This is a genomic window from Microbacterium sp. NPDC056234, from assembly GCF_042267585.1.
GTDB lineage: Bacteria > Actinomycetota > Actinomycetes > Actinomycetales > Microbacteriaceae > Microbacterium.
The window spans coordinates 342,851-357,601 of sequence record NZ_JBHJTE010000001.1 but is presented as its reverse complement, the minus strand read 5'-3'; the positions used below and the strand labels follow the sequence as shown (position 1 = coordinate 357,601).

Here is a 14,751-nt window from a genome sequence, read left to right as displayed (position 1 = left end):
GCCCCGTTTCGAGCGGTGTCGGTGTGTGACCCTGCACCCGATGCGACCCTGCGAACGGCTCATAGCGTGAGCGCACACACCTCCCAGAACCAGGAGCACCCATGTCCCGCAGCATCCTCAGAATCGCCGTCGCGAGCGTCGCGGCGACGGCGCTGCTCGTACTCACCGCGTGCACCGGCAGCACCAACCCGACCTCCTCCGACGCATCGAACGGCGAACCGGTCGCCGGCGGGACGCTCGTCTACCTCGAGCACCAGGCGCACACGACGCTCTACCCGCCATCCGCCGGTTTCTACCCGAACGGCGGACTGGCGAACAACCTGTTCGACCGGCTCGTGTGGCAGGATCCGGAGACGCTGGAGCTCAAGCCGTGGATCGCCACGGACTGGGAGATCAACGCTGACGCGACCGTGTACACCTTCAACCTGCGCGACGGCGTGACGTTCTCGGACGGCTCGCCGCTGGATGCCGAGGTCGTCGCCAAGAACTTCGACCTGTACGGTCTCGGCGACCCCGAGCGGGGGCTCACCGTCTCGGAGGCCATCAACAATTACGACCACAGCGAGGTCGTCGACGACGACACGGTGACTTTCCACTTCTCGGCGCCGGCCCCCGGATTCCTCCAGGCGACCTCGACGAACAACTCCGGGCTCGTCTCTGCCGACACTCTCGACTTCACCCTCGAGGAGTTCGCACCGGGCAATTCGACGAACGTCGTCGGCTCCGGCCCCTTCACGATCACGGACGAGACGATCGGCACGAGCCTCACGCTGACGGCCCGCGAGGACTACGACTGGGCGGCTCCCGATCGCGCGCATCAGGGACGTGCCTACCTCGACGAGATCCAGATCACCGTGACGCCCGAGGACAGCGTGCGCGTCGGCGCGCTGACCTCCGGTCAGGCGGACTACATCCGGTACGTGGAGGCCCAGGACGAGGAACAGGTCGAATCGGCCGGCTTCACGATCTACGCCCCGCAGACCAACGGCGTCGACAACCACCTGAGCCTGCGGTTCCGCAGCGGGATCCTTTCCGACATCCGGGTGCGCCAGGCGCTCATCGCCGGCATCGACCGCGAGGAGCTGAACGAGGTCATCTACACGGACAACTACCCGGTGGCGACGTCGATCCTCAGCCAGGGCGCGCTCGGTTACGTGAACACCGACGAGTACTACACGTTCGATCCGGACCGGGCCGAGTCACTGCTCGACGAGGCCGGCTGGACGGTCGGTGCCGACGGCATCCGCGAGAAGGACGGCGAGCCGCTCACCATCGTCGTGAGCGAGGCGGCCGCGCAGCCGCGCTCATTCGAGGCCCTCACCCAGATCAGTCAGCAGCTGAAGAAGATCGGCGTCGACTTCCAGATCCTCCGAGCGGATGCCGGAACCTTCGCCGAGGCGATCAGGGATGCCGAGCAGGTGCCTGTGAGCAACTCGATGGTCGCACGTGCCGACCTCGACGTGATCAAGAGCCAGTTCTACTCGGCCAACCGCAACTCGCTGCTGAACCTGAACTACGAGGACTCCACGATCGGCGACGAGAAGCTCGAAGAGCTGCTGCGTGCCGTCGCCTCGGAGCCTGACCCGGCGAAGCGCCTGGAGAACAGCGCGGCCGTCCAGGTCTACGTCGCCGAGCAGGCCTACGTCATCCCGCTGTTCGAGGAGCCGCAGGTGTACGGCGCCGCCGACCACGTCCATGACGTGAGCTTCGAGTCGGTCGCCCGCCCGAGCTTCTACGAGGTGTGGCTGGACAAGTGATCCCGCCGGCGTCGGGCTCCCCACGGGGCGCCCGACGCCGGACAGCCGTTCCCGACGAAAGGCCATAATGCGATACATCCTGCAGCGCATCTCGCAGGCGCTCGTCGTGCTTCTCGTCGCGTTCACGGCGGCGTTCCTGCTCCTGCAGGCGCTGCCGGGTGACGCGATCATGATCAAGTACGAGAACCCCGAGCTCGGCCTCTCTCCCGAGCAGATCGCCGACGTGCGGGAGCGCTTCGGCATCGACAGCCCGCTCTGGCTGCAGTACATCCACACGCTTCTCGGGTTCCTCGGCGGTGACTTCGGCTACTCGCTGCAGACCGGGACGCCCGTCAGGCAGCTCCTCGTCGAGGCGCTGCCGTACACCCTGGTGCTGGGGCTCATCGCCCTGATGCTCGCTGTCCTGCTGGCCATCGGAATCGCATTCCTCGCCAGCATCCCGCGGCTCGCCTGGCTGCGCGAGTTCATCCGGTCGGTGCCCGCGCTGATCGTGGCGGTGCCGACGTTCTGGTTCGGCATCATGCTCGTGCAGATCGTGAGCTTCCAGCTCGGCTGGGTGTCGGTGATCAACCCCGGCCCGGTGGAAGGGCTGATCCTCCCGATCCTCACGCTGGCGGTGCCGCTGTCCGCACCGCTCGCCCAGATGCTCATCCGCAGCATCGACGAGGTGTCGGCGCAGCCGTTCGTCGCCGTGGTACGCGCCAAGGGCGCATCCCCGACCTGGATCCTCGGGCGCAATGTCGCCAAGAACGCGCTGCTGCCGTCCTTGACCATCGCCGGGCTCATCCTCGGCGACCTCATCGGCGGCGCCGTCCTGACCGAGACCGTTTTCGCGCGGCCGGGCATCGGTCGGCTCACCGAGCAGGCCGTCGCAGGCCAGGACACCCCCGTGCTGCTGGCGATCGTGGTGCTGGCGACGTGCTCGTTCGTCCTGGTGAATCTGATCGTCGACCTGCTGTACCCCGTGTTCGATCCGCGGCTCGCGAGCCGCCTGAAGGCAGGAGCATCCGCATGAGCCGTGTCGCGATCGACGACCAGCGCGAGCAGGCAGAGGAGCTGCTCGACGGGATCGAACTCGACGACGATCTGCTGGATCCGGGCGACCCCCAGCATCCGGCCCGCGTCTCGTGGACGGTGCGGCTGCGCCGGGTCAGGCCGACCGTCGTGCTGAGCTGGCTCGTCATCGGGATCGCCGTGCTGTGGGCGTTCGTCCCCGGCTGGTTCACGGCCTACGATCCGATCTCGGGCGATGCGGCGGCCGCGCTCCAGGCGCCGAGCCTCGAGCACCTGTTCGGCACCGACGCCACCGGTCGCGACATGTACGCCAGGGTCGTGTACGGCGCCGTGAATTCGCTGTCCGGCGCCCTCATCGCGGTCACAGTCGGACTCGCGGTCGGCACGCTGCTCGGCGTCGTCGCGGGCACCATCGGCGGCGTCGTGGACGACATCATCATGCGCGTGGTCGACGTGTTGCTCTCGATCCCCGGCCTGCTGCTGTCGCTCAGCATCATCATCATCCTCGGCTTCGGAACCGTGCAGATCTCCATCGCGGTCGGAGTCGGCAGCATCGCGAGCTTCGCTCGACTGGCACGATCGGAGGTGCTCCGAGTGCGGGGGAGCGACTACGTCGAGGCCGCATACGGCAGCGGCGGACGATTCTGGCCCGTGCTGTTCCGGCACGTGCTGCCGAACTCCCTCACACCCGTGCTGGCGCTCGCCGCGCTGAACTTCGGCGGAGCGATCCTGGCGATCTCCGCGCTCGGCTTCCTCGGCTACGGCGCTCCGCCGCCCACCCCCGAATGGGGGCTCATGATCGCCGAGGGCCGCAACTACATCGCGACCGCGTGGTGGCTGACGAGCCTCCCGGGCCTCGTGGTGGTCGTCGTGGTCCTCGCCGCCAACCGGCTGAGCGCAGTCGCCGCAGAGAGAGGACGCCGCGGATGAGTGACGCGATCCTGACCGTTCACGATCTCGAGGTGTCCTACGAGGTGGGCGGTGTCGCGTATCCGGCCGTCCGCGGTGTCGATCTGACGCTGCGGCCGGGGCAGGTGCTGGCCGTCGTCGGGGAGTCCGGGTCTGGCAAGACCACCACGGCCCAGGCCGCGACCGGGTTGCTCGCCGGCAACGGGCGCATCACGGGCGGCCGGGTGCTGCTCGGCGATCTCGATGTCACCGGCTGGACCGACAAGCGGTTCGCCGCTGTCCGAGGTACGCGGATCGGATGGATCCCACAGGATCCGAACAACTCGCTCAATCCGGTGAAGAGGATCGGCGACAGCGTGGCCGAGGTGCTGCGAGTCCATCGGTGGAAGGACAGGGTGGCCCGCGACGAACTGGTCCTCGACCTGCTTGATCGCGTCGGCATCCCAGAGCCGGACATCAGGGCCCGGCAGTATCCGCATCAGCTCTCGGGAGGAATGAAGCAGCGCGTGCTGATCGCCAGCGCGATCGCGCTCGAGCCTGAGCTCCTCATCGCTGACGAGGCGACGAGCGCCCTCGACGTCACGGTGCAGAAGACGATCCTCGACCTCATCGACGATCTCCGCCGCGAGCGAGGGACCGCGGTGCTCATGGTCACGCACGACCTCGCCGTCGCCGCCGACCGGTCGGACACGGTCGCTGTGCTCAAGAACGGCCGCGTGCGCGAGACCGGGCCGACAGCCGAGGTTCTCGGCAGCCCGGCCCATGCGTACACGCGACAGCTGCTCCGCGATGCGCCCTCGCTGAGGCTCGGTGAGCTGCCGGTTGTCCGCGAGCGCCTCGAGATCCCGGATGACGCGGGCCATTCCCCGGCACCCGAGATTCGCGTGACGGACGTCGTCAAGGAGTACTCCAGAGGGCGACGCCTCGAACCGCTCCGCGCAGCGGACGGCGTCTCCTTCGAGGTGCCCACAGGGACGACGCACGCGATCGTCGGCGAATCGGGGTCGGGCAAGACGACCGTGGCGCGCATCGTGATGGGTTTCGTGCCGGCGACGAGCGGTTCGGCGGTCGTCGCCGGACGCAAGGCGACGGCGCTCCCGCGGAGCGAACTCCACGCATTCCGCCGTGACGTCCAGCTGGTCTACCAGAACCCGTTCAGCTCGCTGGACCCGAAGCAGAGCATCGGCGCGATCATCGCCGAGCCGTTGCGGAACTTCGAGAGCGCGTCCGCATCGGACGCCCGTGCACGTGTCGAGGAGATTCTCAACAGGGTCGCGCTCGCCCGCACCGTCCTCGGGCGCAAGCCGGGGGAGCTGTCCGGCGGGCAGCGCCAGCGCGTCGCGATCGCACGAGCGCTGATCGCGAACCCCCGGGTCGTGGTGCTCGACGAGGCCGTCTCAGCCCTGGACGTCACGGTGCAGGCTCAGATCCTCGGATTGCTGCAGCAGCTGCAGGCCGAGCTCGGCGTCACCTACCTCTTCATCTCGCACGATCTCGCGGTCGTGCGCCACCTCGCCGACACCGTGTCGGTGATGCATCGCGGTCGCGTCGTGGAGGCCGGAGCCACGGCATCCGTCTTCGACTCCCCGCAGAACGACTACACCGCGCGCCTGATCGAAGCGATCCCGGGCGCCGCATGGACAGGAGCGCACTCATGACCCTTCGGACAGCCTTCTTCACCCGCCTCCTCGACGATGCATCCCCGGCCGAGAGGTTCCGGCTCGCGCTGGAGCAGATCCAGCATTCCGAGCGCTTCGGCGTCGGGCGTGCGTGGGTCGCACAGCATCACTTCCGCGCGACCGAGGGCGGACTGCCCTCGCCGTTCGTCTTCATCGCGCACGCGGCGGCGCACACGAGCGAGATCCGATTGGGGACCGGGGTGGTCACGCTCACACTGGAGGATCCGGTGCGGGTCGCCGAGGATGCCGTGGTGGCTGATCTGCTCGCCGGAGGGCGGGTGGACCTCGGGCTCGGCAGCGGCGGGACGCCCACGTCGTTCGCGCCGTTCGGGCTCGCTCTGGAGCACAAGACGGCCGACTACGAGCGCAAGCTCGCCGCGCTGGTCGCCGCGCTCGCCGGGGAGGAGCTGCCGGCGGGCAACCGCCTGCATCCGCCGGCCGGATCGCTCGCCGATCGGGTATGGCAGGCGACGTTCTCCTCCGCCGGCGGTGTGCGGGCGGGAGTGCACCGCCACGGTCTGCTGCTCTCCCGCACGCAGCCGCGGCCGGCAGACCGCCCTGCGGCGTCGCTCGCCGAGATCCAGGAGCCGATCGTCGACGCCTATCTGGCGGCACTGCCCATCGGAGCGGTGCCGCGCATCACGGCGTCGCGCAACGTGTTCGTCTCGGAGACTCCGGTGGCTGGCGCAGCATCCGATCATCCGGAGCAGGTCGACGCGCACGTCGGCACCCCGGAACAGGTGATCGCCTCGCTCTCCGCCGATGCGACGCTGCGGCATGCCGACGAGATCGCCTTCCAGGTACCCGATGTGCACACGCCGCACGCACTCATCCTGCGCTCTATCGAACTGTTCGCCACCGAGGTCGCCCCCGCGCTGGGCTGGGATGCGACCGCCCCCGCCATCGAAAGGACATCATGACCGACATCGTCGACGACCTTCTGGAGGTGGAACCGGGGTCCACGCTCGCGGATCTGCGTGCCCGCCGTCCGGAGACCAAGGGCCAGATCCAGGCCAGCTACGACGCCCTCTTCACGCCCGTCGATGACAGCGAGTTCACGGTCGCCGAGCGGCTGCTCGTCGCCGCGTTCGCCGCACGACTCGGGGGAGAGGACCTGCTCGCGGGGCACTTCGCCGACCGGGCGCTGCTCGCGGATGCCGGTCGTGCCGAGGTCGTCCTCGCCGAGGCGGCAGCCGCGGCGACGACGGGTCCGTACGGCGCCTTTGCCGAAGCCGGGCTGCAGACCGAGAACACCGCTGGCCCGGTATACCGGGCGAATGCCGCGCGCGCTGCTCTCGGCGATCGCCTCTCCGCAGCGCTGGAGCACACGCACCTGCTCGTGTTCCGGCCGCGCGAGGCCGCGACATCCGATCTGGATGCGCTCGTCGACGCGGGATGGAGCATCGACGGCATCGTGACGCTGTCGCAGCTGGTCTCTTATCTCGCCTTTCAGCAGCGGGTGGTCGCAGGCCTCCGCGTTCTCGCCGGGCAGGCGCAGGCATGACCGACACGACCACGACGACTCTCACGCATGACGTGCCCCATCCGGAGGGTTTCACCCAGGAGCATCTCGGCTGGGTGCCGCATCTCCCGCCCTACCCGGTCGAAGATCTGACCGAGCGGCACTTCACCGGTCTCGTCGACCGGGCGCGGGCGGAAAGCGACTACTTCCGTCTGCTCGTGCGCGACCCGGAGATCCTGGCGGCGCGGACCCGTACCGACAAGGACATCTTCTACAACGTCTCGGACGGGCTGCCGCGTGCCGAGCGCGAACTCGCGGCCGCGGCCGCGTCGCGGGTCAACGGCTGCGTGTTCTGCGCCTCCGTGCACTCCCGGTTCGCATCGCATTACAGCAAGCGCGACGCCGACGTGCAGCGTCTGCTCGATGAGGGCGTCGGCGCCGACCTGGGCGAGCGGTGGAACGCAATCGTCGAGGCCGCGGCAGCGATCACGTCGACGCCGTTCGCCTTCACCGGCGCGCACGTCGCCCGGTTGCGTGCCGCAGAGCTGTCGGATGCCGAGATCTCCGATGTGATCCACGGAGCGGCGTTCTTCAACTGGGCGAACCGTCTGATGCTGTCTCTCGGGAGGGCGACTCCGCCGGACGCCCGCTGAGCGAGCGTGGGACCACCCCGTCATACGCTGGGACCATGTCCCATTTCGTGAGTGCCGCCGAACTGTCCGACCTGATCGTTCGAGAGCCCCGGTTGCGGGTCCTCGACGTGCGCTGGCGGCTCGGCGGCCCTGACGGTCACCCGGAGTACCTCGAAGGGCACATCCCCGGAGCGGTCTACGTCGATCTCGAGACCGAGTTGTCCCGGCACGGCCGACCGGACGAAGGCCGGCATCCGCTGCCGGACACCGAGACGGTTCAGGAAGCCGCGCGCCGCTGGGGCATCGACGACGGCGATCCGGTCGTCGTGTACGACGACTACCGAGGACTCGCCGCGGCGCGCGCCTGGTGGATCCTCCGGCAGGGCGGTGTCGACGTGCGCGTGCTGGACGGCGGGTGGCCGGCCTGGCGCTCGTCGGGCATGGTCGTGGAGTCCGGTGCCGTGGCCCGTCAGCCGGGCGCCGCGACGCTGACGGACATCGGCGGCGGCAGTCTCACGATCGACGAGGTCGCGGTGTTCCCGGCATCCGGTGTCCTTCTGGATGTGCGCGCCGCCGAGCGCTATCGCGGCGAGACCGAGCCGTATGACCCGGTCGCCGGACACATTCCCGGCGCGGTCAACCTGCCGACGGCCGCCCACCTCGAAGCGGACGGCACCGCGCGCGGCGCGGTCGAGATCCGTGCGAACCTGGCCGCCGTCGGCGTCACCGACGAGACGCCGATCGCCGCCTACTGCGGGTCAGGCATCACCGCCGCGCACACGGCTCTGATGCTCGCCGAGGCCGGCATCGACGCGAAGATCTTCCACGGCTCATGGAGCCAGTGGTCGAACACCCCCGGTCGTCCGGTCGCGACCGGACCGCAGCCCGGCTGACGAACAGCCCCCGCGCTCATTCCCGCTCGCCGTACCCCCAGCGCAGGAGGAGCATTCCGGGGCCGAAACGGCGGCGGACCTGCAGGACGCTGGAGCCGGACGTGATCGTGAGCGGCGTGAGCTCGACGCCATCCGGTGTCTCCTCGCCGCCTTCGATCCAGTCCGGCAGTGCGTCGGGGTGGAACCGTGTCCACAGCACAACGTCGCGCGCCTGGCGCGCGACGCCGTGCCCGGTCTCGCGAACCGACGGGTACCCGGGTGGCACCTCGAACGCCCACTCGATCATCGTCATCTGCGCGCTGTCCACCGGCTGGTCCAGCTTCAGTGAGAAGCCGTGCACCTGCCCGGACGGATGCGAGTGGCGTGCCGTGATGCGACCTCCGGCGATCGCGCGGAAGACGGGTGCCGGCGTCGCTATCCCCGGGGTCATATCGACGTACGGCACGTCGGTCAGCAGCCCCGACATCGACTGGACCAGCGTCCTGGTGGTGCGGGAGATGACGTTGCCGTCCGCCCCGACATCCGTGACGGCATGCGTGCTGACGTCGCGCGCGAGGTCGAACTGCGGTGCACCGAGCGCGTGGAACACCTCTGTGACGGCATCCTCCACGCTGCTCTCGCTCAGCGGGAAGGCGGGCGGGCCGACGGGCCCGATCCGCTGAGTCGGGCCGACGAGACCCGACAGCGATCCACTCGGAAGGCGCAGCAGATCCTCGATGTCCGCGACGGCGGCCAGTGATTGCGCACCCTCAGGGCGACGTGCGCCGGAACGCCAGTAGCTCAGGGTCGCCATCGACACCGGATTGCCGTTGTCGCGCAGCTTCTTGTTCAGCCAGGCCAGCGTCGCACCGCGCGCGAGGATGGCGTCCCGCAGCGCTTCGGCGAAGCCGCCGTCGCCGGCTTCACGGACGTCAGGATCGTCCATCACAGACCTCCCCCAGGTATGTGAACGGTGTTCTCGTAGATTCGAGCATACGACCAGGTGCTTTCGTCGAGGGGCTCCAGACGGAGGCCGAGGTCGCTGGGTCGATTCGTCTGCGAGCAGGAGCCCGATCGCAGACGAGGACGGCCGGCGCGGAGAAGCCCCTGTACCGCGCCCACATGGAGTCCGACGGCTGCCTGGGGATGGCCGTCGGACTCCATCGCTGTGCGCACCGGCCGTCCGACAGCAGGCCGGGTCGGCGCCGGTAGACTGGAGTCGACCACCATCAGGACCGAGGATCAGTCATGTCTGCCCCCGCCCGCACCTTCACGGTGCGACACATCCAGCTGCTGCGCGCGGCGTTCGCGGCGATCGCGGCACTGATGGTGACGTTCACCTCCGACCACTCGGCTGCGATCGGCCTCGCGGTGTTCAGCGGCTTCGCGATCGTGACGGGTTTCGTGCTCGTCGTCGGCGCCTGGCTCGCCGTCGAGCCGGGGCATCGCTGGTCGTACGTCCTGCTCGCCGTGATCGACGGGCTCGCGGGCATGATCGCCGGCATCCCGCTCCTTCGCACCGAGGACATGTTCTTCATCATCGTGGTCTCGTGGGCGCTGCTGTCCGGTGCCGTCGAGATCATCGTCGGCCTGCGCGGCCGCCGCTCGGATGACCCGCTCGCGCGCGATCAGCTGCTCATCGGCGGCCTCGGCATCCTGCTCGCCGTCGCGCTGCTGCTCATCCCGGCCGGATTCTCATCCGACTACACCGTCGATGAGGCGGGCACGTTCCAGTTGACCGGCATCATCCTCGGCGTCGGGATGCTGGGCGGATACGCCGCCCTGGTCGCGGTGTTCCTCGGCATCGCCGGATTCACGCCGTCGCGCGACGCTCAGACCCCCGCCGCCGATGCGGCCCCGCTCTCCGGAGGTGCGGCATGACCGACGACAAGCCCACCCGCCGCGAACTGCTGCGTCCTCTGCACCTGCTCGGCATCGCCCTGGCGGCCGGGGTCTTCGCAGCGGCGGTGACGCTGGTGACGACCGGTGCCTTCACGGCGCGCGTCAACCTGGCGATCGCGAACGGCACCTACGAGGGTCTCAGTCCCGTCGCGCTCGGGCTGGTCGTCGGAGGCGGAGCTTTCATCGTGACCCTTCTGGGCATCGCGATGCTCATGCTCGCCGTCGACCCCGCGCAGTACGGGGACGACGAGGTCGACCGGCCGGTCCTGTACGACGACGAGCCGGACGCCGACGAGAAGCCCTGATCGCGCGTCGCGTCGGCCGCACCGGATTCGGTCACTCCTGGGGCGGGATGCCTCGCGTCCCGGCCCCACCCAGGTGGCGCATGTAGTCGCCTCCGCCGCGGTGACGCGGCGAATTGCGACCCGTGCCTGCCGGCATCCCCTCCGCGCGAAGAACTAGATCTCCTCCGCGCGAAGACCTAGCGCGCGAGCTGCTCCGCGATGCCGGTGTAGGTCGCAGGCGTCAGCGCCAGCAGGCGCTGCTTCGCGGCATCCCCGATCTCCAGAGTCTCGACGAAGGCCGCGAGATCCGCGGCGCCCACCCGGTTTCCGCGCGTGAGCTCCTTGAGCAGCGCGTAGGGGTCGGTGATCGTGGAACGACCGGCGACGACCTCGGCGCGGATGACGGTCTGGATCGCCTCCGCGAGCACCTCCCAGTTGCTGTCGAGATCGTGCAGCAGCACGTCGCGGCGCAGCGAGATGGCGTTCAGACCGCGGCGGAGGTTGTCCAGCGCGAGCAGCGAGTGCCCGAACGCGACGCCGATGTTGCGCTGCGTCGTCGAGTCGGTGAGGTCGCGCTGCAGGCGCGAGGTGACCAGGGTCTGTCCGAGCGTCGCGAGCAGCCCGCCCGCGATCTCGAGGTTGGCCTCGGCGTTCTCGAAGCGGATCGGGTTGATCTTGTGCGGCATCGTCGACGAGCCCGTCGCGCCGGCGACGGGGATCTGCGCGAAGTAGCCGAGCGAGATGTACGTCCAGATGTCGGTGGCGAGGTTGTGCAGGATGCCGCCGGCGTGACGTACGCGGTCGTAGAGCTCGACCTGCCAGTCGTGCGATTCGATCTGCGTGGTCAGGATGTTGAAGTCGATGTCGAGCGACTCGATGAATGAGCGCGAGATCTCCGGCCAGTCGGCGTCGGGCTCGGCCGAGATGTGCGCCGACCAGGTTCCGGTCGCGCCGGAGAACTTCGCCAGGAACTCGGATGCCGCGATCTGGCCGCGGACCCGCTCCAGACGCCACGCGAACACCGCGAGCTCCTTGCCCATGGTCGACGGCGTCGCAGGCTGCCCGTGCGTGCGCGACAGCATCGCAGCGTCAGCGTGCTCCACGGCCAGCTCGCGCAGCTTCGCGATCACACCGTCCAGTGCCGGCAGCCACACGCCGAGCACGGCACGCTTGACGGTCAACGCGTAGGAGGCGGAGTTGATGTCCTCGCTCGTGCACGCGAAGTGCGTGAGCTCGGCGATGCGGTCAAGGCCCAGCGCGGACAGCCGGTCGCGCACGAGGTACTCGATGGCCTTGACGTCGTGCTGCGTGACGGCTTCCTTCTCGGCCAGCCAGTCGATCTCGTCCTGCCCGAAGTCGCGGTAGAGGGCGCGCAGGCGCTCCTTGTCGGCATCCGACAGGGGCGAGGTCTCGAACAGCGAGCGGTCGGTGAGCGCGATCAGCCATTCGACCTCGACCTCGACGCGGGCGCGGTTCAGGCCTGCCTCGGAGAGGAAGTCGCCGAGTCCGGAGACGGCGGCGGCGTAGCGCCCGTCGAGGGGGCTGAGCGGCTGGACGGGGAGAGGGGCGTGCGAAGTCAGGGGAGTCCTCCTGATCAGGGCCCCTCGAGTGCGGGGCGTCGTGCGGGCTGGCGCAGGGCCGGCTCGAGCTGGCGGAACAGGCCCCGGGTCGACGTCTCAATCATACCGAGCACGGCATCGAACATGTCCGGGCCGGCGTAGTAGGGGTCCGGGACGTCCGTGGTCTCGGTCGACGGGTCGAACGAGAGCAGGAGCGTGACCTTGCCCTCCTCGTCCTCATCGTGCGCCCACTCGCGCAGATTGCGCTCGTGCGTGCGGTCGAGCGCGACCACGAGATCGTTCTCACGGAAGGATGCCGCGGTGAACTGCCGTGCACGGTGGCGCGATCCGTCGTAGCCGCGGCGCTCGAGGGCCGCGAGCGTGCGATGGTCGGCGCGTTCGCCGAGATGCCAGTCGCCGGTTCCTGCGCTGCTCGACACGATCCGGGAGCCGAGCCCCTGCCTGTCTGCGAGGTCGCGGAACACCACTTCGGCCATCGGGGAGCGGCAGATGTTGCCGGTGCACACGAAGATGACGCGGAAGGGTTCCGGGTCGGTCATGGATTCCATTCTGCCGCCGCGCGACTGCTCCTGCACAGGTCGGATTGTCGACGTCTTGTCCCCGGACGCCGTGGAGGGCGTGAATCCGCGTCACGGAACAGGGGCGGCGAGCGGCATTCTGACCGTCATGTACTCCACCGAGATCGCCAATGACGGGGCCCCGGAGCAGATCTGGGGCCGGCATGCCGCACGCCGCTTCGTCAACGATGCCATAGAAGCGCTCGAAGAAGCCGGTGTCGCACTCGCTCCCCTCATCACCGACACCCAATGGCAGGCCAACGGTGTGCGCAAACTGCACGGCACCATCGACGGCTTCCGCGAGCAGTGCGCAGGGGCGGAGTCCTCCCTGCGGATGAGGCTGTGGGAACTGGAGGCGGCGAGGTGAGCGACGACGGCGATGTCGAGATCACGCACGGCGGGGCGATCTCCGTCGACACCGAAGCGCTGCGCGATGTCGCCGCCCGGCTCGGCTCGATCGGCGCCACCGTGGGCCGGGGGGCGGATGCCGCGTACACCGCGCATCGCTGGATCACCCAGACCGCCGAGCTCTCGGCCGAGGTCGACACGGTCGAACTGTGGGCCAGCGGCGATCGCCTCGCGGCGATGCGCACACGGATCGACGAGGTCGTCACCGGCACACTGCTCATGGCCGACGCCTACGAGTTGGTCGAGCTGCGGGCCGAGTACGAGGCGCTTCTGCTGAGGGATGCCGCAGCCGCCGACACCCTGCTTCCGGACATCATGGATCTCGAGGCGTCCGACGAGCGCCTCGGACCCATGGCCGACCATCTGGTGAAGCTCTGGGAGGACGGGCGGTACGAAGGCCTGGACAGCCAGTTCGACATCGCCACGACGGTGACGGGCGTGAATTTCGGGACCATCACGTCCATCGCCGCGATGCTCGGAAGCTCGGTCGTGTTCGGCACGCTGCCTGCGAAGGCGAAGCTCGATGGCTGGCCGGACACGGTGAAGGTCACGCCGGTGCTCACCTCGACCCCGGTCGCACCGCCCGCGTCACTGGCCGACGGACTGCGCCGCTTCCCCGCTTCGGAGGATGCTCAGGTGAAGGTCGAGAAGTACTCCTTCGAAGGCGGCGGCGAGCACTACGTCGCGTACGTCAAGGGCACGCAATCAGGGCTCTACGGCGCGAGCGAACCCTGGGACATGAAATCGAACGCCGAGCTCTACACCGGACAGATCTCGGCGTCGTATCAGGCGACGCTCGATGCGCTGCACCAGGCGGGTGCCCAGCCCGGCGACGTCGTCGACGTCTACGCGCACTCGCAGGGCGCCATGGTGGCGTCCTATCTCGCGATGGGCGGCGAGTTCGACGTGCAGATGGTGGTGACGGCCGGCAGCCCGGTGCAGCCGACGCTGCGCGATGACCAGCTGCTCATCCAGTTGCGCCACACCGACGACGTCGTGAACGCGCTCGCCGGCGGCGGCTCGCCTGACGGCACCGGTTCCGCCGACAGCGTGGTCGTGCAGCGCGAAGGGGACCCCGGGATCAGTCTCAAGGATCTGATCCTCGAGCCGCACATGATGGACGCCTACATCGAGACCGCCGAGCTCGCGGATGCGTCCGGCGATCCGCGCCTTGCGGCCTACCTCGACCGGCTCAGAGACTTGGCCGGGGCCGTCAGCATCGAGTCGACCGAGTACGTCGCCGATCGAACGGGGCGGGTCGAGTGACGCGTCAGGCGCGGCTGCGCTTCTTCTGCGGCCGCAGGATGAAACCGAAGATCGCGTTGATGATCGAGATCACGAGCGCCGCGACGATCACCCACCAGAAGTTGCCGACCGAGACGCCCCAGCCGAACCCGCTCGTGATCCAGGCGGTCAGCCAGAGCAGGAACCCGTTGATCACGAAGCCGATGAGGCCGAACGTCAGGATGTACAGCGGGAACGCGATGATCTTCACGATCGTGCCGACGATCGTGTTCACGATGGCGAACAGCGCGCCCACCAGCAGCAGCGTGAGCACCATCTGCAGGTCTCCGCCGGGTGGGAAAGGCGTGACCGTGATGTCCAGTGCAGGGATCAGCGCCGCCACCCAGAAGGCGAAGGCGTTGATGACGACCTTGACGACGAAACGCATGATCCCACCAGTCTCGCATGCGA

At 68.8% G+C, this 14,751-nt stretch carries 16 protein-coding genes; 12 read left to right on the top strand and 4 right to left on the bottom strand.

Annotated elements, in window-relative coordinates:
* The first annotated feature begins 101 nt into the window (after positions 1-101).
* The 8 genes from ACFCYE_RS01720 to ACFCYE_RS01685 all read left to right on the top strand — a co-directional run bounded on the left by ACFCYE_RS01720 (position 102) and on the right by ACFCYE_RS01685 (position 8,346).
* Entirely contained in the window at positions 102-1,757 is a 1,656-nt protein-coding gene (locus ACFCYE_RS01720; protein WP_376175823.1) for a TIGR04028 family ABC transporter substrate-binding protein, read from the top strand.
* 67 nt (positions 1,758-1,824) lie between these two features.
* Positions 1,825-2,772, top strand: a complete 948-nt coding sequence (locus ACFCYE_RS01715; protein ID WP_376175822.1) for an ABC transporter permease — start codon at positions 1,825-1,827, stop codon at positions 2,770-2,772.
* Entirely contained in the window at positions 2,769-3,701 is a 933-nt protein-coding gene (locus ACFCYE_RS01710; protein ID WP_376175821.1) for an ABC transporter permease, read from the top strand. The genes ACFCYE_RS01715 and ACFCYE_RS01710 overlap by 4 nt, the downstream gene beginning before the upstream one ends.
* Positions 3,698-5,338, top strand: coding sequence for a dipeptide ABC transporter ATP-binding protein (locus ACFCYE_RS01705; protein WP_376175820.1), 1,641 nt, complete (start codon positions 3,698-3,700; stop codon positions 5,336-5,338). The genes ACFCYE_RS01710 and ACFCYE_RS01705 overlap by 4 nt, the downstream gene beginning before the upstream one ends.
* Complete coding sequence (locus tag ACFCYE_RS01700) at positions 5,335-6,279, top strand: LLM class flavin-dependent oxidoreductase (protein WP_376175819.1); 945 nt, start codon at positions 5,335-5,337, stop codon at positions 6,277-6,279. Before ACFCYE_RS01705 ends, ACFCYE_RS01700 begins: the two co-directional genes overlap by 4 nt.
* Positions 6,276-6,863 carry a CMD domain protein gene (locus tag ACFCYE_RS01695; protein ID WP_376175818.1) on the top strand — a complete coding sequence of 196 codons (588 nt, stop codon included), beginning with the start codon at positions 6,276-6,278 and terminating at the stop codon, positions 6,861-6,863. Before ACFCYE_RS01700 ends, ACFCYE_RS01695 begins: the two co-directional genes overlap by 4 nt.
* Entirely contained in the window at positions 6,860-7,474 is a 615-nt protein-coding gene (locus ACFCYE_RS01690) for an alkylhydroperoxidase domain protein (protein ID WP_376175817.1), read from the top strand. Before ACFCYE_RS01695 ends, ACFCYE_RS01690 begins: the two co-directional genes overlap by 4 nt.
* Positions 7,475-7,509: 35 nt before the next feature.
* Positions 7,510-8,346 (top strand): sulfurtransferase, encoded by an 837-nt coding sequence (locus ACFCYE_RS01685; protein WP_376175816.1) that lies wholly within the window; start codon positions 7,510-7,512, stop codon positions 8,344-8,346.
* A gap of 16 nt (positions 8,347-8,362) precedes the next feature.
* On the opposite strand, the gene ACFCYE_RS01680 is transcribed toward ACFCYE_RS01685, so the two are convergent.
* Entirely contained in the window at positions 8,363-9,271 is a 909-nt protein-coding gene (locus ACFCYE_RS01680; RefSeq protein WP_376175815.1) for a hypothetical protein, read from the bottom strand.
* A gap of 302 nt (positions 9,272-9,573) precedes the next feature.
* Between ACFCYE_RS01680 and ACFCYE_RS01675 the strand changes: the two genes are divergently transcribed.
* Both ACFCYE_RS01675 and ACFCYE_RS01670 read left to right on the top strand, forming a co-directional pair.
* Positions 9,574-10,206, top strand: coding sequence for an acyl-CoA synthetase (locus ACFCYE_RS01675; protein ID WP_376175814.1), 633 nt, complete (start codon positions 9,574-9,576; stop codon positions 10,204-10,206).
* On the top strand, positions 10,203-10,532 hold the full coding sequence (locus ACFCYE_RS01670; protein ID WP_376175813.1) for a hypothetical protein: 330 nt from the start codon (positions 10,203-10,205) through the stop codon (positions 10,530-10,532). Before ACFCYE_RS01675 ends, ACFCYE_RS01670 begins: the two co-directional genes overlap by 4 nt.
* A 176-nt stretch (positions 10,533-10,708) precedes the next feature.
* On the opposite strand, the gene purB is transcribed toward ACFCYE_RS01670, so the two are convergent.
* Positions 10,709-12,106 carry an adenylosuccinate lyase gene (purB, locus tag ACFCYE_RS01665; RefSeq protein WP_376177115.1) on the bottom strand — a complete coding sequence of 466 codons (1,398 nt, stop codon included), beginning with the start codon at positions 12,104-12,106 and terminating at the stop codon, positions 10,709-10,711.
* Positions 12,106-12,630 carry a low molecular weight protein-tyrosine-phosphatase gene (locus ACFCYE_RS01660; RefSeq protein ID WP_376175812.1) on the bottom strand — a complete coding sequence of 175 codons (525 nt, stop codon included), beginning with the start codon at positions 12,628-12,630 and terminating at the stop codon, positions 12,106-12,108. The genes purB and ACFCYE_RS01660 overlap by 1 nt, the downstream gene beginning before the upstream one ends.
* A gap of 127 nt (positions 12,631-12,757) precedes the next feature.
* On the opposite strand from ACFCYE_RS01660, the gene ACFCYE_RS01655 reads away from it, so the two are divergent.
* Both ACFCYE_RS01655 and ACFCYE_RS01650 read left to right on the top strand, forming a co-directional pair.
* Positions 12,758-13,015, top strand: a complete 258-nt coding sequence (locus tag ACFCYE_RS01655; RefSeq protein WP_376175811.1) for a hypothetical protein — start codon at positions 12,758-12,760, stop codon at positions 13,013-13,015.
* A complete protein-coding gene (locus ACFCYE_RS01650) occupies positions 12,991-14,322 on the top strand; it encodes a hypothetical protein (RefSeq protein WP_376175810.1) in 1,332 nt (443 codons plus the stop codon). The genes ACFCYE_RS01655 and ACFCYE_RS01650 overlap by 25 nt, the downstream gene beginning before the upstream one ends.
* Before the next feature lie 4 nt (positions 14,323-14,326).
* Here the strand turns inward: ACFCYE_RS01650 and ACFCYE_RS01645 are convergent, their stop codons facing one another.
* Positions 14,327-14,728: a phage holin family protein gene (locus ACFCYE_RS01645; protein WP_376175809.1), complete on the bottom strand. Its 402-nt coding sequence runs from the start codon at positions 14,726-14,728 to the stop codon at positions 14,327-14,329.
* Positions 14,729-14,751: the final 23 nt, after the last annotated feature.